This window comes from Kluyvera sp. EC_51 (assembly GCF_019584505.1).
GTDB classification, from domain to species: domain Bacteria; phylum Pseudomonadota; class Gammaproteobacteria; order Enterobacterales; family Enterobacteriaceae; genus Kluyvera; species Kluyvera sichuanensis.
This window is the reverse complement of sequence record NZ_VDAG01000069.1, coordinates 136,179-156,472: the sequence shown is the minus strand read 5'-3', so window position 1 is coordinate 156,472 and position 20,294 is coordinate 136,179. Positions and strand designations below refer to the sequence as shown.

Annotated in this window: 14 protein-coding genes; 12 read left to right on the top strand and 2 right to left on the bottom strand. The window is 59.1% G+C overall.

What is annotated here, in order from left to right; translation table 11 throughout:
- Positions 1–7: 7 nt before the first annotated feature.
- The 10 genes from lgt (at position 8) to recD (ending at position 15,401) form a co-directional block, all read left to right on the top strand.
- A complete protein-coding gene (gene lgt / locus FHC49_RS13045; protein ID WP_185667950.1) occupies positions 8–880 on the top strand; it encodes a prolipoprotein diacylglyceryl transferase in 873 nt (290 codons plus the stop codon).
- A 6-nt stretch (positions 881–886) separates the two neighbouring features.
- Positions 887–1,681 (top strand): thymidylate synthase, encoded by a 795-nt coding sequence (thyA, locus tag FHC49_RS13040; protein WP_123650647.1) that lies wholly within the window; start codon positions 887–889, stop codon positions 1,679–1,681.
- Positions 1,682–1,888: 207 nt separating this feature from the next.
- Complete coding sequence (locus tag FHC49_RS13035) at positions 1,889–2,353, top strand: prepilin peptidase-dependent protein (RefSeq protein WP_220439974.1); 465 nt, start codon at positions 1,889–1,891, stop codon at positions 2,351–2,353.
- The gene (locus FHC49_RS13030; RefSeq protein ID WP_370631765.1) at positions 2,353–2,901 is read left to right on the top strand and encodes a prepilin peptidase-dependent protein; all 549 of its coding nucleotides are present in this window, start codon (positions 2,353–2,355) and stop codon (positions 2,899–2,901) included. The genes FHC49_RS13035 and FHC49_RS13030 overlap by 1 nt, the downstream gene beginning before the upstream one ends.
- Positions 2,898–3,302: a DUF2509 family protein gene (locus tag FHC49_RS13025; RefSeq protein WP_220439972.1), complete on the top strand. Its 405-nt coding sequence runs from the start codon at positions 2,898–2,900 to the stop codon at positions 3,300–3,302. Before FHC49_RS13030 ends, FHC49_RS13025 begins: the two co-directional genes overlap by 4 nt.
- Positions 3,287–3,607, top strand: a complete 321-nt coding sequence (locus FHC49_RS13020) for a prepilin-type N-terminal cleavage/methylation domain-containing protein (RefSeq protein WP_220439971.1) — start codon at positions 3,287–3,289, stop codon at positions 3,605–3,607. The genes FHC49_RS13025 and FHC49_RS13020 overlap by 16 nt, the downstream gene beginning before the upstream one ends.
- Positions 3,608–3,619: 12 nt before the next feature.
- Entirely contained in the window at positions 3,620–6,991 is a 3,372-nt protein-coding gene (gene recC, locus FHC49_RS13015; RefSeq protein ID WP_220439970.1) for an exodeoxyribonuclease V subunit gamma, read from the top strand.
- Between the two features lie 153 nt (positions 6,992–7,144).
- A complete protein-coding gene (gene ptrA / locus FHC49_RS13010) occupies positions 7,145–10,030 on the top strand; it encodes a pitrilysin (RefSeq protein ID WP_220439969.1) in 2,886 nt (961 codons plus the stop codon).
- Positions 10,027–13,566 carry an exodeoxyribonuclease V subunit beta gene (recB, locus tag FHC49_RS13005; protein ID WP_220439968.1) on the top strand — a complete coding sequence of 1,180 codons (3,540 nt, stop codon included), beginning with the start codon at positions 10,027–10,029 and terminating at the stop codon, positions 13,564–13,566. Before ptrA ends, recB begins: the two co-directional genes overlap by 4 nt.
- Positions 13,563–15,401, top strand: coding sequence for an exodeoxyribonuclease V subunit alpha (gene recD / locus FHC49_RS13000; protein WP_220439967.1), 1,839 nt, complete (start codon positions 13,563–13,565; stop codon positions 15,399–15,401). The genes recB and recD overlap by 4 nt, the downstream gene beginning before the upstream one ends.
- An 89-nt stretch (positions 15,402–15,490) precedes the next feature.
- Here recD and argA read toward each other — a convergent pair whose 3' ends face one another.
- The gene (argA, locus tag FHC49_RS12995; protein ID WP_220439966.1) at positions 15,491–16,822 is read right to left on the bottom strand and encodes an amino-acid N-acetyltransferase; all 1,332 of its coding nucleotides are present in this window, start codon (positions 16,820–16,822) and stop codon (positions 15,491–15,493) included.
- Positions 16,823–17,051: 229 nt separating this feature from the next.
- Here argA and amiC point away from each other — a divergent pair, with 229 nt between their 5' ends.
- The gene (amiC, locus tag FHC49_RS12990; protein ID WP_220439965.1) at positions 17,052–18,302 is read left to right on the top strand and encodes an N-acetylmuramoyl-L-alanine amidase AmiC; all 1,251 of its coding nucleotides are present in this window, start codon (positions 17,052–17,054) and stop codon (positions 18,300–18,302) included.
- 6 nt (positions 18,303–18,308) lie between these two features.
- On the top strand, positions 18,309–19,385 hold the full coding sequence (gene cobD, locus FHC49_RS12985; protein ID WP_220439964.1) for a threonine-phosphate decarboxylase CobD: 1,077 nt from the start codon (positions 18,309–18,311) through the stop codon (positions 19,383–19,385).
- On the opposite strand, the gene FHC49_RS12980 is transcribed toward cobD, so the two are convergent.
- The gene (locus tag FHC49_RS12980) at positions 19,370–20,239 is read right to left on the bottom strand and encodes an L-threonine kinase (RefSeq protein ID WP_220439963.1); all 870 of its coding nucleotides are present in this window, start codon (positions 20,237–20,239) and stop codon (positions 19,370–19,372) included. The two genes, cobD and FHC49_RS12980, sit on opposite strands and share 16 nt — an antisense overlap.
- Positions 20,240–20,294: the final 55 nt, after the last annotated feature.

Here is a 20,294-nt window from a genome sequence, read left to right as displayed (position 1 = left end):
GTGACAGATGAATAGTGGTTATCTGCGTTTCCCGGACTTTGATCCGGTAATTTTCTCCATCGGACCGGTTTCCCTGCATTGGTACGGCATGATGTACCTTGTGGGCTTTATCTTTGCTATGTGGCTGGCGACGCGTCGTGCGAACCGCCCAAACAGCGGCTGGACCAAAAACGAAGTGGAAAACCTGCTGTATGCGGGCTTCCTCGGGGTATTCCTCGGCGGGCGCATCGGCTACGTGATGTTCTACAACTTCGACTCCTTCCTGCAGGATCCGCTCTATCTGTTCCGCGTCTGGGACGGTGGGATGTCCTTCCACGGTGGCCTGATTGGCGTGATCGTGGTGATGATTATCTTCGCCAAACGCACCAAGCGTACCTTCTTCCAGGTCTCTGACTTCATCGCGCCGCTGATCCCGTTCGGTCTGGGCTGCGGCCGTCTGGGGAACTTTATCAACGGCGAACTGTGGGGCCGCGTCGACCCGAGCTTCCACTACACCATGCTGTTCCCTGGTTCCCGTGCGGAAGACCTGGCGCTGCTGCCGTCTCACCCGGAATGGCAAACGCTGTTTGATACCTACGGCTCGCTGCCGCGCCATGCGTCCCAGCTGTATGAACTGGCGCTGGAAGGCGTGGTACTGTTCCTGATCCTGAACTTCTTTATCCGTAAACCACGCCCGGCGGGCTCGGTCTCCGGTCTGTTCCTGATTGGCTACGGTCTGTTCCGCATCATCTCTGAATTCTTCCGCCAGCCGGATGCGCAGTTCACCGGCGAGTGGGTGCAGTACATCAGCATGGGGCAGATTCTTTCGATTCCGATGGTGCTTGCAGGTATCATTATGATGGTCTGGGCGTTTCGCCGTCCGCAGCAACAGATCTCCTGAGGAAGCATGAAACAGTATCTTGAACTGATGCAGAAGGTGCTCGATGAGGGCACCCAGAAAAACGACCGTACCGGTACCGGCACCGTCTCCATTTTCGGCCACCAGATGCGCTTTAACCTGCAAGAAGGTTTCCCGCTGGTGACGACCAAGCGCTGCCATTTGCGTTCTATCATCCACGAACTGCTGTGGTTCCTGCAGGGCGACACCAACGTTGCCTATCTGCACGAAAACAACGTCAGCATCTGGGATGAATGGGCCGATGAGAACGGCAACCTGGGCCCGGTTTACGGCAAACAGTGGCGCGCCTGGCCTACGCCTGACGGCCGCCATATTGACCAGATCACCACCGTGATGAACCAGCTGAAAAACGATCCGGACTCGCGCCGTATTATCGTTTCCGCGTGGAACGTCGGTGAACTGGACAAGATGGCGCTGGCGCCGTGCCATGCGTTCTTCCAGTTCTACGTGGCTGACGGCAAGCTCTCTTGCCAGCTCTATCAGCGCTCCTGCGACGTGTTCCTCGGCCTGCCGTTCAACATCGCCAGCTATGCGCTGCTGGTGCATATGATGGCGCAGCAGTGCGACCTGGAAGTGGGTGACTTTGTCTGGACCGGCGGGGATACCCACCTGTACAGCAACCACATGGAACAGACCGCCCTGCAACTGACCCGCGAACCGCGCGCGCTGCCAAAGCTGGTGATTAAACGTAAGCCGGAGTCTATCTTCGACTACCGCTTTGATGACTTCGAAATCGAAGGCTACGACCCGCACCCGGGTATCAAAGCGCCAGTGGCGATTTAATCTCACGGTCATAAAAAAACGGCACTTAGGTGCCGTTTTTTTATACGTGATTGACGGTATTCCTGGCACTATCAATCCCCCGTTTTGCGAAGCGCTTTCCACGTTTTCCCCCGCGTTGCTGTAAACCACTATTTTCCCCTGAAGACGGCTCGTAGAAGCCAAATCCCTGCCTCGTAGCCCATTGATGCGCGCGCCATACTGCCCGCCATGAGCAGAGAAAGAGAACGGGGCTATACCCTCATTGAAACCCTGGTAGCACTGACGCTGGTACTTATCCTCAGCGCAACGGGCCTGTACGGCTGGCACCGCTGGCAGCAGTCGCAGCGGCTATGGCAAACCGCCAGCGAACTGCGCGGCTACCTGATGGCGATGCGCAGCGATGCCAACTGGCATAACCGCGATCGTTTCTTCCGACTACACCGCCACGAAAGCGGCTGGTGCGTGGTGGCCGATGAGGCGGTTCTGGCAGGCTGCCCAACGGGTAATCCCGCCGTATTTCGCCCGATGTGGGAGGAGGTGAGCGTCAGCCATATCACGCCTAACCTGGCCTTTTTTGGCCTGCGGAATACCGCATGGGCGGGCAACGTAACGCTGGTTAGCGACGTGGGTCGCTGGACGGTAGTTATCTCAAACGGGGGGCGAGTGCGGCTATGCGAAGGGGGAACATGCTGATGCGCGGGTTTTCGCTACTGGAAGTGCTCATTGCGATGGCGATTAGCAGCGTGTTGCTGCTGGGCGCTTCTCGTTTCCAGCCCGCGCTGCAGCGGGGAATATTCTTGCAAATGCGCCAGCAAACGCTGGAGGACGATCTCTGGCAGAGTGTTTATACGGTCGCAAAGCATCTTCAACGTGCGGGTTACTGTGGTGGCGAAAGCTGCCAGGGAGAAGCGCTGCACATCGCGGAGCAGGGGCAGTGTGTTATCGCCCGCTGGGATGGCAACAGCAACGGTATCTGGGAAACGTCGCCGACGGAGAACGCCGATAGCATTGGCTTTCGCCTGAATTCCGGCGTGCTGGAGACGCTGCGTGGGGCGAAAGCCTGTAGCGGCAGCGGCTGGGATAAGATGACCGACCCGGCGACGGCGACCGTTACAGCTTTTCAGGTATCGCGTCAGACCATCAGCGGGTTTCCGCCGGAACTGTTGATTAGCTTATCGGCCACGGCGACGGGCGGAGTTGCCGCCAGCGCGCAGTATGGGGTGACGGGGTACAACCTGTGAATCGCCAGCGCGGGGTGTCGTCGCTGGCGATGGTGCTGATGCTGCTGGTTACCGGCAGCCTGATGCTGCAAGGGCTGAACCAGGCACTGCGGCAGCAGACTGCGAGCGTCAGTGCAGAAAGTCGGGCGCTTCAGCGTACCGCGGAGGTACATACGGTGTTGCAGTGGGGAAAAGGCCAGAACTGGATGGCAGAGGCCGGAGCGCAATGCCTGGTGTATGGAGGCATAACGCGGGTTTGCCTGCGGCTCTTTGATGACGGCACGTTGCTTCTGGTGGCCAAAAACGAGGCGTTCATGCTCTGGCAATCGGGAAGTTGGGCGGCGGGAAATATTCGGTTTTCCGCGCATGGCTGGAGCGATTTTTGCCCGTTAAAGGAGGTGACGCGATGCCAGATACCCTGAAAGCACGAGGCTTTAGCTTGCCGGAAGTGGTGCTGGCGATGTTCCTGATGGTCAGTGTTGTCACGGCGCTCGGCGGCTATTATCGCGTGCTGGCAACCAGCAGCCTTGAGCTTGATCAGTACCGTCAGATGTGGCGCTATGCCTGGGGGCAAACGCAACAGCAGGCACCGGCACTGCCAGTGGGCTGGGCGAGCCAGCGGGGACAGACATCGTCACAACGTTGTGTCAGCATCAATGCTACTATTACCACCCCAATGGGTAAGCAGGGGCGCATGTCCCGCCTGCATTGCCCGGTCAGTCAGTAGTCAGGAGCGAATATGTTAAGGGTCTACCACTCCAACCGTCTGGACGTGCTGGAAGCATTGATGGAGTTCATCGTTGAGCAGGACCGCCTGGCGGACCCTTTCGAGCCTGAAATGATCCTCGTACAAAGTACCGGGATGGCGCAGTGGCTGCAGATGACGCTGTCCCAGCGCTTTGGCATTGCCGCGAATATCGACTTCCCGCTGCCCGCGAGCTTTATCTGGGACATGTTCACCCGCGTGCTGCCCGAAATCCCCGGCGAGAGCGCCTTTAACAAACAGAGCATGAGCTGGAAGCTGATGACCCTGCTGCCGGGCATGCTGGATGATGAAGCCTTTACGCCGCTGCGCCACTATCTGACTGACGATGCCGACAAGCGCAAGCTGTTCCAGCTGGCCTCCCGCGTCGCTGACCTCTATGACCAATACCTGGTGTACCGCCCCCAATGGCTGACGGAGTGGGAAGCAGGACGGTTAGTCGACGGCGTGGGCGAGGCGCAGGTATGGCAAGCACCGCTGTGGAAAGCGCTGGTGGAGCATACCGCCGCGCTGGGTCAGCCGCTGTGGCATCGTGCCAACCTCTATCAGCGTTTTATCGACACCCTGGAAAAGAGCAACGAGCCGCCCGCAGGCCTGCCGGCACGCGTCTTTATCTGTGGTATCTCCGCGTTGCCGCCAGTTTACCTGCACGCGCTACAGGCGCTGGGCAAACACGTCGATATCTACGTGCTGTTCACCAACCCGTGCCGCTACTACTGGGGCGATATTAAAGACCCGGCGTTTCTGGCCCGCTTGATGGCGCGCCAGCGTCGTCACTATCGCGAGCAGCGTGAACTGCCGCTGTTCCAGGATGCCAGCCACGCGCCGGGGCTGTTTAACGACGACGGTGAGCAGGACGTTGGTAACCCGATGCTGGCCTCCTGGGGCAAGCTGGGGCGCGACTATATCTACCTGCTGGCGGGGCTTGAACGCTATCAGGAGCTGGATGCGTTTGTCGATATCGAACCCGACAACCTGTTACACAACCTTCAGTACGACGTACTGGAGTTGAAAAACTCCGCCGTTGCCGGGCGTACCGCCGAAGAGTTTGCCCACAGCGGCAATAAGCGCCCGCTGGCGCGAGATGACCGCAGCCTCACCGTCCACGTTTGCCATAGCCCGCAGCGCGAAGTTGAAGTGCTGCATGACCGCCTGCTGGCGATGCTGGAGGCCGACCCGACGCTGACGCCGCGCGACATTATCGTCATGGTGGCGGATATCGACAGTTACAGTCCGTTCATTCAGGCCGTGTTTGGCAGCGCCACCGGTGAACGCTATCTGCCGTACGCTATTTCGGACCGTCGCGCCCGTCAGGCTCACCCGGCGATGCAGGCGTTTATCACTCTGTTGTCACTCCCTGATAGCCGCAATACCAGCGAAGACGTGCTGGCGCTGCTGGATGTGCCTGTACTGGCGGCGCGGTTCAACATTGATGAGGCGGGCCTGCTTCATCTGCGTCAGTGGGTTAGCGAATCCGGCGTACGCTGGGGTATGGACGACGATAACGTCCGCGAAATGGACCTGCCGGCTACCGGGCAGCATACCTGGCGCTTTGGCCTCACGCGTATGCTGCTGGGCTACGCGATGGAAAGCGAGCAGGGCGAATGGCAGGAGGTGCTGCCGTATGACGAGTCTAGCGGCCTGATTGCCGAACTGGTGGGGCATCTGGCCTCGCTGCTGATGCAGCTTAATCGTTGGCGGCAGGTGCTGACGCAGGCGCGTTCGCTGGAGGAATGGCTGCCGGTATGCCGTGAGATGCTGAACGACTTCTTCCTGCCGGATCAGGACACCGAAGCCGCTCTGGCGCTGATTGAGCAGCAGTGGCAGGCGATTATCGCCCAGGGCGTGCAGTCGCAGTACGCCGGTGAGGTGCCGCTGACGCTGCTGCGTGACGAACTGGCGCAGCGCCTCGATCAGGAACGCATCAGCCAGCGCTTCCTGGCAGGCCCAATTAACATTTGTACCCTGATGCCAATGCGCTCCATCCCGTTCAAAGTGGTGTGCCTGCTGGGCATGAACGACGGTATTTACCCACGCGCATTGGCGCCGCTCGGCTTTGACCTGATGAGCCAGAAACCGGTACGTGGCGACCGAAGCCGTCGCGACGATGACCGCTATCTGTTCCTTGAGGCGATGATGTCGGCGGAGAAAGCGCTCTATATCAGCTATATCGGCCGTTCCATTCAGGATAACAGCGAACGCTACCCGTCGGTGTTGGTGCAGGAACTGATGGACTATATCGGCCAGAGCCACTGCCTGGAGGGCGATGAAGCGCTCAACTGTGACGAAAGCGAGCAGCGCGTGAAGCGTCACGTGATGCATCTGCACCCGCGCATGCCGTTTGATGCCGACAACTACAAAGCCGGTGAGCAGCAAAGCTATGCCCAGGAGTGGCTGGCGGCGGCAAGCCAGCAGGGCGAAGCGCATTCCGACTTTATCCAGCCGCTGGAACCACTCGCATTGACCACGCTGCCGCTCGAACAACTTCAGCGCTTCTGGGCGCACCCGGTGCGCGCCTTTTTCCAGATGCGCCTGCAGGTTAATTTCCGTAATGAAGAGAGCGATATTCCCGATACCGAGCCGTTCACCCTGGAAGGGCTGACGCGCTACCAGCTCAACCAGCAGCTGCTGAATTCTCTGATAGAGCAACAGGATGCCAGCATGATGTACCGCCGCTATCGTGCCGCCGGTGAACTGCCTTACGGCCCGTTCGGTGAGATTGCCTGGGAAGCGCAGCACCAGGAGATGAGCGCGCTGGCGAGCCGGGTGATTGAGTATCGTCGTAGCGGGCAGAGTATGGAGATCGATCTCGACTGCGACGGGGTGAATATCACCGGCTGGCTGCCGCAGGTTCAGGAAAATGGCCTGCTGCGCTGGCGGCCTTCGCTGCTTAGCGTTTCACAGGGAATGCAACTTTGGCTGGAACACCTTGTCTACTGTGCTAGCGGTGGAGCAGGTGAAAGCCGTCTGCTGCTGCGCAAAGACGGGGAGTGGTGCTTCCCGCCGCTGGCGGCCGAGGAGGCCAAAGCCTATCTGTCACAGCTGGTTGCAGGTTATCGTGAGGGGATGTGTCAGCCGTTGCTGTTCCTGCCGGAGAGCGGCGGCGCATGGATAAAAGCCTGTTACGATGCCGAAAATGATGCCATCTTAGAAGACGAAGACTCGCTGCAGAAAGCGCGCAGCAAGTTTTTACAGGCTTACGAAGGCAACATGGTGGTGAGCGGCGAAGGGGCCGACGTCTGGTATCAGCGTTTATGGCGTACCCTGGAACCTGCGCAGTATGAAGCGATTATCGCGCAGACGACGCCGTATCTGCTGCCCGTATTTAGGTTTAACCAGTCATCCTGACTGTATAAAAATTGCGCAAGTTAATCGGTTCATTTACTATGCGCACAAGTCACGGACTGATGAGTGGCAGCGGACGAAGCGGTAAGCTGAGGCTGAAACTGCCCACAAGAGCATGCTGATTTTTGAAGTATCTGTTAATGGTGAGGTCCGTGAATGCCCCGCAGTATCTGGTTGAGTATTGTTGTTTTCGTCACCGCCCTTTGGGCGACCGTAGGTCAGGCAGAAACCGGATGGCAACCGATTCAGGAAACCATCCGCAAAAGCGAAAAAGACACCCGTCAGTATCAAGCGATTACGCTCGACAACAAGATGGTCGTCCTGCTGGTTTCCGATCCGCAGGCGGTGAAATCGCTGTCGGCGCTGGTGGTGCCCGTCGGCTCGCTGGAAGATCCTGACTCGCATCCGGGCCTTGCACATTTCCTCGAACACATGACGCTGATGGGCTCGAAAAACTACCCGCAGCCTGACAACCTCGCTGAATTCTTAAAAATGCACGGCGGCAGCCACAACGCCAGTACCGCGCCGTATCGCACCGCCTTCTATCTGGAAGTGGAAAACGATGCGCTGCAGGGGGCGGTAGACCGCCTGGCGGACGCCATTGCTGCACCACTGCTGGAAAAGAAATACGCCGACCGCGAGCGTAACGCTGTCAATGCTGAGTTGACTATGGCGCGTACTCGCGACGGTATGCGCATGGCGCAGGTGAGTGCTGAAACCATCAACCCGGCTCACCCCGGCGCGCGCTTCTCTGGCGGTAACCTCGAAACGCTGAGCGACAAGCCCGACAGCCCGGTGTATGAAGCGCTGCTGGCGTTTCGCAATAAGTATTACTCCGCGAACCTGATGAAGGCAGTCATTTACAGCAACAAACCGCTGCCTGAGCTGGCGCAGATTGCGGCGCAAACCTACGGCCGTGTGCCGAACAAATCTATCGAACGCCCGGAAATCACCGTCCCGGTGGTCACCGATGCGCAGAAAGGCATCATCATTCACTACGTGCCAGCGCTGCCGCGTAAAGTGCTGCGCGTGGAATTCCGCATCGATAACAACTCCGCGCAGTTCCGCAGCAAAACCGACGAGCTGATCACCTATCTTATCGGCAACCGCACGCCGGGCACCTTGTCCGACTGGCTGCAAAAGCAGGGGCTGGTAGAGGGCATTCGCGCAGACTCCGATCCGGTAGTGAACGGCAACAGTGGCGTGCTGGCGATTTCCGCCACCTTAACCGATAAAGGACTGGCGCACCGCGATGAAGTGGTCGCCGCTATCTTTAGCTATCTTGATACGCTGCGCCAGAAAGGCATCGACAAAAGCGACTTTGACGAGCTGGCGCATGTGCTGAACCTCGATTTCCGCTACCCGTCCATCACCCGTGACATGGGCTACGTCGAATGGCTGGCAGACACCATGATTCGTGTGCCGGTTGCGCATACCCTCGATGCGGTGAACATTGCCGACCAGTACGACCCGCAGGCGGTAAAAGACCGTCTGGCGATGATGACGCCACAGAACGCGCGCATCTGGTATATCAGCCCGAACGAGCCGCATAACAAGACCGCTTACTTTGTTGATGCGCCGTATCAGGTGGATAAAATTAGCGCGGACACCTTCGCCAAATGGCAGAAGGCTTCTAACGGCATTACGCTGAATCTGCCGCAGCTCAACCCGTATATTCCTGACGACTTCACGCTGATTAAAAGCGAGAAAAAGTACACGCATCCGGAGCTGATTGTTGATGAGCAAAACCTGCGTCTGGTCTATATGCCGAGCCGCTATTTTGCCAGCGAACCGAAGGCTGATATCACGCTGATTCTGCGTAACCCGAAAGCGATGGACAGCGCCCGTAACCAGGTGATGTTTGCGCTGAATGACTACCTGGCCGGTATTGCACTCGATCAGTTGAGCAACCAGGCTGCCGTCGGCGGGATCAGCTTCTCAACCGGCGCTAATAACGGCTTGATGCTCAACGCTAACGGCTACACCCAGCGTCTGCCGCAGCTGTTTGACGCCCTGCTGCAGGGCTATTTCAGCTACACGCCAACCGAAGAGCAGCTGGAACAGGCGAAATCCTGGTACCTGCAGATGATGGACTCTGCCGATAAAGGCAAAGCCTACGAACAGGCGATTATGCCGGTGCAGATGGTATCGCAGGTGCCTTATTTCCAGCGTGAAGACCGCAAAGCGCTGCTGCCGTCAATTACGCTCAAAGAGGTGATGGACTACCGCGATCGGCTGAAAGCCGGGGCACGTCCAGAGTTTATGGTGATTGGCAACCTGAGCGCTGACCAGTCCACGACCCTTGCGCGCAGCATTCAGACCCAGCTTGGCGCCAACGGCAGCGAATGGTGTCGTAACAAAGATGTGCTGGTCGATAAACAGCAAAACGTCATCTTTGAGAAAGCCGGTGCCAGTACCGACTCGGCGCTGGCCGCGGTGTTTGTGCCGCCAAACGTTGATGAGTTCTCAAGCTCGGCGGCGAGCGCCATGCTGGCGCAAATCGTCCAGCCGTGGTTCTACACACAGCTGCGCACCGAAGAACAGTTAGGCTACGCCGTCTTTGCCTTCTCGATGAACGTCGGCCGCCAGTGGGGGATGGGGTTCCTGCTGCAAAGTAACGACAAGCAGCCGTCGTTCCTGTGGCAGCGCTTCAAAGCCTTCTTCCCGACCGCCGAGCAGAAACTGCGCGCGATGAAACCGGAAGAGTTTGCCCAGATTCAGCAGTCGGTGGTGGCAGACATGCTGCAGGCGCCGCAAACCTTGAGCGATGAAGCCTCGCAGCTGAGCAAAGATTTCGATCGCGGTAATATGGCCTTTGATTCACGTGCTAAAGTAGTGGCCCAGATTAAGCTGTTAACGCCGCAAAAACTGGCCGACTTCTTCCACCAGACCGTGGTTGCTCCACAGGGCATGACGGTGCTGTCTCAGGTCTCCGGTAGCCAGAATGGCAAAACCGACTACGCGCACCCTGAAGGCTGGAAAGTGTGGCAGAGCATTACTGAGTTGCAGCAAACCTTACCCTTACGACGAGAAAACGAATGACCGAAACCGCCGAGTCCCTTGATCCCCTGCGCTTACCCCTTATCGGCGAGCGCCTGATTGAAGCCTCTGCGGGCACCGGAAAAACCTTCACCATCGCCGCACTCTACCTGCGGCTTTTGCTGGGGCTGGGCGGCGAAGCCGCCTTTACTCGGCCCGTCAACGTCGAAGAACTGCTGGTGGTGACCTTCACCGAGGCCGCCACCGAAGAGCTGCGCGGGCGTATTCGTAGCAACATTCACGAACTGCGCGTCGCCTGTCTGCGTAACGCCACCGACAACCCACTCTATGCCAGCCTGCTGGCGGAAATTGACGACCTTCAGCAGGCGGCCAACGTGCTGCTGCTGGCGGAGCGCCAGATGGACGATGCCGCCGTCTTTACCATCCACGGCTTCTGTCAGCGCATGCTGAGCCTCAACGCCTTTGAGTCCGGCATGCTGTTTGAGCAGCAGCTGATTGAAGACGAATCCCAGCTCCGCTACCAGGCTTGCGCCGACTTCTGGCGACGCCACTGTTACCCGCTCAATCGCGAAATTGCACAGGTGATTGTCGAGTCGTGGAAAGGGCCGCAGGACTTACTTAAATCTATCGACCGCTATCTGCAGGGGGAAGCGCCGGAGCTTAAAATACCGCTCGGCGACGCCGAAACGCTAGCGTCACGTCACCAGAAGATCCTCGCGCAAATTGCTGAGATCAAACGTCACTGGTTGGCGAGCGTGGGCGAGCTGGATGCGCTGCTGGAAAATTCCGGCATCGACCGGCGCAAGTTCAACCGCGGCAATCAGGGTAAGTGGATCGATAAGATCAGCGCCTGGGCGCAGGAAGAGAGCAAAAACTACCAGTTGCCCGACGCACTGGAAAAATTCAGTCAGGCGTTCCTCGCCGAGCGCACCAAAGCGGGCGGTGAAGTCCCTACTCATCCGCTGTTCAGCGCCATCGAGAACTTATTGTCCACGCCGCTGACGCTTAACGATCTGGTGATCGCCCAGGCAATGAAAGAGATCCGTGAAGCGGTTGCCCGTGAGAAGCGCCGACGTGGCGAGCTGGGCTTTGACGATATGCTCAGCCGCCTTGATGAAGCGCTGGAGAGCGACAGCGGCGACGCGCTGGCTGCCGCTATCCGTCAGCGATTCCCGGTGGCGATGATCGATGAATTCCAGGATACCGACCCGCAGCAGTACCGCATCTTCCGCCGTATCTGGCGGCAGCAACCGGACACTGCACTACTGCTTATCGGTGACCCGAAGCAGGCGATTTACGCCTTCCGCGGCGCGGATATATTTACCTATATGCGCGCGCGCAGCGACGTGGCTGCCCATTACACCCTCGACACCAACTGGCGCTCCGCGCCGGGGATGGTCGAAAGCGTCAACCGCCTGTTTGGGCTGGTTGATAACCCCTTTATGTTTCGTGATATTCCGTTCCTGCCGGTGAAATCAGCGCCAAAAAATGCCTCACTGCGCTTCGAAGTTGACGGCGAAAACCAGCCAGCCATGAACCTGTGGCTGATGCCCGGCGAAGGCATCAGCGCGGGGGATTATCAGAACTTTATGGCTCAGCAGTGCGCGGCGCAAATTCGCGACTGGCTGACCGGCGGCCAGCAGGGGAGCGCGCTGCTGTGGCGAGGCGATAACGCTCGCCCGGTACAGGCGTCGGATATCACCGTGCTGGTGCGTAACCGCCAGGAAGCGTCGTTAATCCGTGATGCCCTGAACGCGCTGGCGATCCCGTCGGTCTACCTCTCCAACCGCGACAGCGTGTTTGAAACCCCGGAAGCGCAGGAACTGCTGTGGGTACTTCAGGCGGTGCTGACGCCTGAACGGGAAAATACGCTGCGCAGCGCGCTGGCAACGGCGATGTTTGGCCTGAACGCGCAGGATATTGAACGACTGAATCAGGACGAAAACGCCTGGGATGCGCTGGTGGAAGAGTTTAGCGACTACCGTCTTATCTGGCAGCGGCGCGGCGTGATGCCGATGATTCGCGCCCTGATGAGCGCGCGGTCAATGGCAGAAAACCTGCTGGCGACCCACGGCGGCGAGCGGCGCTTAACCGATATTCTGCACTTGAGCGAGCTGCTACAGGAAGCGGCCACCCAGCTTGAAAGCGAGCATGCGCTGGTGCGCTGGCTGAACCAGCAGGTTGCCGAACCGGACACCAATGCCTCCAGTCAGCAGATGCGTCTGGAGAGCGATAAACACCTGGTGCAGATAGTCACCATTCACAAGTCAAAAGGGCTGGAGTACCCGCTGGTCTGGCTGCCGTTTATCGCCCGTTTCCGCAAAGAGAAACAGGCGTTTTACCACGACCGCGAATCCTTCAAAGCGGTGCTGGATCTTAACGAAAGCGACGAGAGCCTGGAGCTAGCGGAGGCTGAGCGTCTGGCGGAAGATCTGCGCCTGCTGTATGTGGCCTTAACGCGCGCCATCTGGCATTGCAGTCTGGGTATTGCCCCGCTAACGTCCCGGCGCAGCGATAAACCGACCGACACGGAATTACACCACAGCGCGCCGGGAAGGCTGCTGCAAAAAGGCGAAGTACTGGACGCCTCCGGGCTGCACGCCTGCCTGCAGGCCGTATGTGACGAACATATCTCTCTGACGCTGGCGACGGCACCCGACGACGCTCGTTGGCAGGCGACCCAACCCGAGATGCCGGAGCTGGCGGCACGTCAGGTGCTACGCCGCGTGGTTGATGACTGGCGTGTTACCAGCTACTCCGGTTTACAGCAGCGCGGGCATAGCGTGGCGCAAGACCTGCTGCCACGTATCGATATTGACGCCTCGGGTACCGTGGACTCCCCAACTGAGCCGGAGATGACGCCACACCACTTCCCGCGCGGCGCCTCACCGGGAACCTTCCTGCATAGCCTGTTTGAAGACCTCGACTTTACCCAGCCGGTGTCGCCGGAATGGATGCGTGAAAAGCTACAAAACAACGGCTTTGATGAAGCGTGGGAGCCGGTGCTGACCCGCTGGATAACCCAGGTGCTGGACGCGCCGCTGGCGGATATCGGCATTGCGCTTAACCAGCTTAGCGAGCGGCAAAAACAGGTGGAGATGGAGTTTTATCTGCCCATTAGCCAAACGCTGGACGCGCGTGCGCTGGATGCGGTGACTCGCCGCTATGACCCGCTGTCGGCGGGCTGCCCAGAGCTGGATTTCCGCCAGGTGCGCGGCATGCTGAAGGGCTTTATCGACCTTGTGTTCCGCCACGACGGTCGCTACTACCTGCTGGATTACAAGTCCAACTGGCTTGGCGAAAACGGCGAAGCCTATACCCAAGAGGCGATGGCGCAAGCAATGCAGTCTCACCGCTATGACTTGCAGTATCAGCTCTACAGCCTGGCGCTGCACCGCTACCTGCGCCATCGCATGGCCGACTATGACTATGATCGTCATTTCGGCGGCGTGATTTATCTGTTCCTGCGCGGCGTGGACAGCGAGGCAGGGCAGCAGGGAATCTTTACCACCCGGCCCGACCCGGCGCTGATAACGGCAATGGACGCGTTGTTTGCCGGAGAGGAGAGCAACGTATGACGCTCGAACAACGTTTACTGGAAGCCGCCGAGCAGAAGCTGCTACGCCCGCTCGACGTGCAGTTTGCGCTGATGGTGGCAAAAGATGAGCATCCGGCGGTGATGCTCGCCGCTGCGATGCTGAGCCGCGACGCCGGGGAAGGGCACGTCTGTTTGCCGCTCTCCCATCTCAGCCCCTCAATGCAGCCGAAAGGCCGCGCCCGCGAACTCTGGCAGATGCTGTTTGCCGAAGCGAACGTGCCGCAGGAATGGGAACCCCTATTGCTGAGCTCTGAGGCCGTTAGCGGTGGAGAGCGTCCATCGCCGCTGATCCTGAGCCGTGGCAGGCTTTATCTCAACCGCATGTGGCGCAACGAACTCACCGTGGCGCGCTTCTTTAGCGAAACCAACGCGCCGTTTGCCGTCGATGAAGCCCAGCTTGCGGCAACGCTCAACGCGCTGTTCCCGGTAAGCGATACGATCGACTGGCAGAAAGTGGCTGCCGGCGTGGCGCTGACGCGCCGTATTTCGGTTATCTCCGGCGGCCCCGGCACCGGGAAAACCACCACCGTTGCTAAACTGCTGGCGGCGCTGGTACAGATGGCGGGAACGGAGAAGTGTCGTATTCGCCTCGCGGCGCCAACCGGTAAAGCGGCGGCGCGCCTGACGGAATCGCTGGGCGCGGCACTGCGAAAACTTGATTTAACCGACGCGCAAAAAGCGATGCTGCCAACCGATGCCAGCACGCTGCACCGTCTGCTGGGTGCTCAGCCCGGTAGCCGGAAGATGCGCTACCACGCCGGAAACCCGCTGCATCTGGATGTGCTGGTGGTGGATGAAGCCTCAATGATTGACCTGCCGATGATGGCGCGGCTGATTGACGCGCTGCCGCCGCACGGGCGGATAATCTTCCTTGGCGACCGCGACCAGCTGGCGTCGGTGGAGGCCGGAGCGGTACTCGGCGATATCTGTAGCTGGGTGAACGCGGGCTATACGGTAGAGCGCGCCGCGCAGCTTAGCCGCCTGGTCGGGGCCACGGTTCCCGCCGGTGACGGCCAGACAGCAGGGGCGTTACGCGACAGTCTTTGCCTGCTGCGAACCAGCTATCGCTTTGGCAGCGACTCCGGTATCGGCCAGCTTGCCAGCGCAGTGAACCGGGGCGATAAGAAAGAGATCGATGCCGTGTTTGCCCGGGGCTTTAGCGATATTGAACTGAAACCGCAGCACTCGACTGACGACTACGCCGCAATGCTCGACGATGCGCGAGCGGGTTACGGCCACTATCTTCAACTGCTACGCGAGCAGGCCGCCCCTGAGGTCGTGCTGGCGGCGTTTGGCGAATATCAGTTGCTGTGCGCGTTGCGCGAAGGGCCGTGGGGCGTGAGCGGGCTTAACCAACAGTTTGAACAGCTGCTGACGCGCCACCGGCAGATAGTGCCGCAGCGTCATTCTCGCTGGTATGAAGGCCGTCCGGTGATGATTACGCGTAACGACAGCGCGCTGGGGCTGTTTAACGGTGATATTGGCGTCGCGCTGGATCGCGGTGACGGCATGCGCGTCTGGTTCCCGATGCCGGATGGCACCATTAAATCGGTGCAGCCAAGCCGTCTGCCGGAGCACGACACCGCCTGGGCGATGACGGTGCATAAATCGCAGGGTTCCGAGTTCACCCACGCCGCGCTGGTGCTGCCGACGCAGATTGTCCCGGTAGTGAGTCGTGAGCTGGTGTATACGGCGATTACCCGCGCGAAAGCGCGGCTGTCGATGTACGCCGATAAAAATCTGCTTATTCAGGCAATCGCCACGCGTACCGAACGGCGCAGCGGCCTGTCGGCGATTTTTGCAGAGATGGAATAGGTTGGCACGGTGCCCGGTGTAGCCCGGGCGAGCGTCCAGCGACCCTGGGATCGGCGCAAGCGCCTCGCCCGGGCTACGTAATATATGGCTTACACCAAATCCGTCATCAACACCTTCGACCGGCGCTGATAGTTATACAGCAGCTTCTTACTCTCCGGCAGCAGTTCCACGTCCACCGGCTTAAAGCCGCGTTCCTGGAACCAGTGAATACTGCGCGTCGTCAGCACAAACAGGTGGTTAAGCCCCATCTGCTTCGCCTGGGCGGCAATCCGCTGCAGTAACACTTCACCACGTGAGGAGCTGCGGTAATCCGGATGCACCGCCACGCAGGCCATTTCGCCAATTTTCTCTTCCGGGAAAGGATAGAGCGCGGCGCAGGCAATGGTAGTGTTATCACGCTGAATAATCGTGAATTTATCGATCTCCATCTCCAGCTGTTCGCGGGAGCGGCGCACCAGAATGCCCTGCTGCTCGAGCGGTGCAATCAGGTCGAGAATACCGCCAATATCGTTGATGGTCGCCCGGCGAATTTGCTCGGAGCTCTCCATCACAATCTGCGTACCGATACCGTCACGGGAGAACAGCTCCTGCAACAGCGTGCCGTCTTCCTGATAGCTGATAAGGTGGCAGCGGCGTACCCCGCTGCGGCAGGCTTTGACCGCGCCGCGCAGGAAACGGGCGGTGCCGGAAAGGTAGTCGCCCTCTTTTTCCAGCTCTTCAATGCGCGCCTGAGCTTCGTTCGGGAATAGCTCAGAGATAATGTCGCCCGCTTCGTTAAATACGCCCTGAGAGGAGCAGAAGCCGATCATCTTCTCGGCCTTCAGCTTAATCGCCAGTTGGGTGGCAATCTCTTCCGACGTCAGGTTAAAGCTTTCGCCGGTAACTGAAACGGCCACCGGCCCCATCAGCACGATAGCGCCGCTGTCGAGCTGACGATGAATCGCTTCTTCATCGATACGACGAATACGTCCGCTGTGGCAGTAGTCGATGCCGTCATCGACGCCCAGCGGCTGAGCGATGATAAAGTTACCGCTGACCACGTTGATATGCGCACCCTGTAACGGGGTGTTGTTCAGGCTCATCGACAGGCGGGCAGTAATATCCAGCTGCAGCAGGCCCGCGGCCTGTTTCACCAGCTCAAGGGTTTTCGTATCCGTGACGCGGATATGTTTGTGATAGGTTGGCTCATGGTGATGCTCGGCCAGATTCGCGTCGATCTGCGGGCGCGCGCCATAGACCAGCACCAGACGAATGCCTAAACTGTGCAGCAGGCCAATATCGTTGACGATGCTGGAAAAGTTTTCATGCTCAATGGCTTCGCCGCCAAGCATGATGACAAACGTCTTCCCCCGGTGGGCGTTAATATAGGGGACGGTATGACGAAACCCCTCTACCAGTTCGGTTCTACGTTCCTTCACCACGGCACAACCCTCAATGCATGATTATTCGTAATTACTGTATTTTTATTCTGTTTTCGGCGGAAACGCAAGCCAGAATTTGCTTAAACATTGGAAAACCTCCGGCCAAATTTCGCTGATCCAACGAATGTTTACCCTTTTATAGATGACAGTTTATGCGGCTTTGGTTAAAGTTTTCGGTCAATCGTATTATGCGAATTCTTTGTTTCTCTTTTTTTACCTGGGATGGAGCATGTCGGGAAGTCAGTCTTTGAGCCGTCGTCGCCTGCTACAAGGTGCCGGTGCCATGTGGTTGTTAAGCGTGAGTCAGGTCGGGTTAGCTGCCGTCAGTCAGGTGGTGGCGGTGCGCATATGGCCTGCGTCCAGCTACACGCGCGTGACGGTGGAGTCCAGCCGTGAGCTCAAGTATCGACAGTTTGCGTTGAGCAATCCTGACCGTCTGGTGGTCGACCTCGAAGGGGTGAACCTGAACTCGGTGCTGAAAGGCATGGGGGCGCAGATCCGCAGCGATGACCCGTTCATTAAATCCGCGCGGGTGGGGCAGTTTGATCCGCAAACGGTGCGCATGGTGTTTGAGCTGAAGCAGGACGTGAAGCCGCAACTGTTCGCCCTTGCGCCGGTGGCGAACTTTAAAGAACGCCTGGTGATGGATCTCTACCCTGCCAGCAGCACAGAGCAGCAGGATCCGCTGCTGGCGCTGCTCGAAGACTACAACAAGGGCGACCTCGAAAAGCAGGTGCCGCCGTCGCAAAGCGGCCCGCAGCCGGGCAAAGCCGGGCGCGACCGTCCGATTGTTATCATGCTTGACCCTGGCCACGGCGGCGAAGACTCCGGTGCGGTGGGGCTGTATAAAACGCGGGAGAAAGACGTGGTGCTGCAAATTGCCCGTCGCCTGCGTGCGCTGATTGAAAAAGAAGGCAACATGAAAGCCTACATGACGCGCAACGAAGATATCTTTATTCCGTTGAAGGTGCGGGTGGCGAAAGCGCAGAAGCAGCGTGCCGACCTGTTCGTCTCCATTCACGCGGATGCGTTCACCAGCCGCCAGCCGAGCGGCTCATCGGTGTTTGCCCTGTCGACTAAAGGGGCCACCAGTACCGCGGCGAAATACCTTGCCCAGACCCAGAACGCCTCGGACTTAATCGGTGGTGTGAGCAAGAGCGGCGACCGCTACGTCGACCACACCATGTTCGATATGGTGCAGTCGCTGACCATCGCCGACAGCCTGAAGTTTGGTAAAGCGGTGCTCAAAAAGCTGGGGCAGGTGAACGACCTGCATAAAAACCAGGTTGAGCAGGCCGGCTTTGCGGTACTGAAAGCACCGGATATTCCGTCGATCCTCGTCGAAACGGCGTTTATCAGTAACGTTGAAGAGGAGCGCAAGCTCAAGACCGCCACCTTCCAGCAGGAAGTGGCTGAATCTATTCTCGCCGGGATCAAAGCCTACTTTGCCGACGGCGCGACGCTGGCGCGGCGCGGGTAACCGGCGATGTCACGGCTGAAAAGCGCCCACGGCGGCAACACGCGCGAGGCGGCGGCGCTGATGGGCCTGCGCGCCGACCAGTTGCTGGACTTCAGCGCCAATATCAATCCGCTGGGCATGCCCGAAAGCCTGAAGCAGGCGATCGTTGCCCAGCTTTCCTGCGCGGAGCGCTACCCGGACGTTGACTACCAGCAGTTGCACCTGGCGCTGGCGTCGCACCACGGCGTGCCTGCGGCGTGGTGTCTGGCGGGCAACGGCGAAACCGAATCCATTTTCACCCTCGTGCATGGTCTGAAGCCTAAGCGGGCGATGGTGGTTGCTCCGGGCTTTGCTGAGTACCGCCGGGCGCTGGAAACTATCGACTGTGCGATTGACACTTTTGCGCTTCGCGAAGAGGACGGCTGGCAGCTGACCTCGTGTCTGCTCGATGCGTTAACCCCAGAACTGGACTGCCTGTTTCTCTGCACGCCGAATAACCCGACCGGGTTGCTGCCGGAACGTGCGCTGCTGCTGGCGGTGGCCGAACGCTGTCGGGCGCTGAATATTGCGCTGATTCTCGACGAAGCCTTTATCGATTTTATTCCCGGCGAGCAGGGCTTTATTCCGCTGCTCGCGCAAAACCCGCATATCTGGGTGCTGCGCTCGCTGACCAAGTTTTACGCCATCCCCGGCCTGCGTCTGGGCTATTTGCTCAACAGCGATGAACGAGCGGTGGCGCAGCTGCGCCAGCATCAGATGCCGTGGTCGATCAACGCTTTTGCGGCGTTGGCTGGAGAAATCGTGCTGAACGACCATGAGTATCAACAGACCACATGGCGTTGGCTTGATACGGAAGGGGCGCGATTTTATCGGGCGCTGGAAAGTATTCCGGGGCTGAAGGTTTATCCGGGCAGGGCCAACTATCTGTTCCTGCGCTGTGAACGCACGGAGATTGAACTGCAGTATGCGCTGCTGCAACGGCGGATTTTAATCCGCAGCTGCGCCAACTATCCGGGGCTGGACGGGCGCTATTTCCGCGTGGCGATTCGCAGCGAGGCGGAAAACCAGCAGCTGCTGGACGCGCTGCATCAGGTGCTGGGCTGAACCCCGCCCGCCACCGCTTTTAGCAGGTGCTGCTGCGGCCAGATTTCAGCAAGCCCGCTTTGCGCCAGTGACCATTTCACATACTCCACATCGTGACGGCGACGGTCGAGCATCAGCCCGACCACGCTGCCGCTATGGGCCACGTTCAGGCCGTATAATCCGCAGGACTCTACAATCTCTAAAAGCACGTCAAAGCCCGGCTTAGGTAACAGCGTCTGGCTGGCGATGGCGCTGAGCGTCGCGGCTTCTCCCATCAGGTTGGCGCTGTTGCTGTCGCAGGCGGCTTGCACCTTTTCCCAGGCCAGCTGCAGCGTGCTGGCGCTGGCCGTGAGCGCGGCCTCGCGCGGCAGGCGGTGATAGTCGGCGGTGCGCAGCATCAGCGGGCTTTCCAGGATCAGCAGATCGAAATCAGGCGCAGGCGCGCAGGTAATCTGCGTGCGGGCATGATGGTGGTCGAACAGCGTCAGCGCGCGGAATAGGGTGCTGTCCGTTGGCTCAAGCGAGACGCAGAGCGAAGCGAGTTCGGATTCGCTGAGTGAATGGCCCAGATGCATAGCGGTGGCCACGGCGGTCGCGGCAATGTCGGCGGTGCTGCTCGCCATCCCTTTGGCAATCGGCAGCGTCGAGTCCACTTCAATGCGCAGCGTCTGGCTCAGGGCGAGGGGATAATTCCAGTGGACAAGCAGGGTATTGACCATGCGGCGCGTCAGCGGGCGTTCATCAGGGCGCGGCGTTCCCCGGCGCACTTCCACCGTGCTATACCAGTCTATTGGGCAGGAGACCAGCTTTTCACTGCCCAGAATCCAGCCCTGAATCAGCTCTCCACAGGAGCCCGGACAGCGCGCAACGCTCATGATTTCCCTTGCCTTGTGGTTCCAAATATAACTACCGTAAATAAATATACCGGTA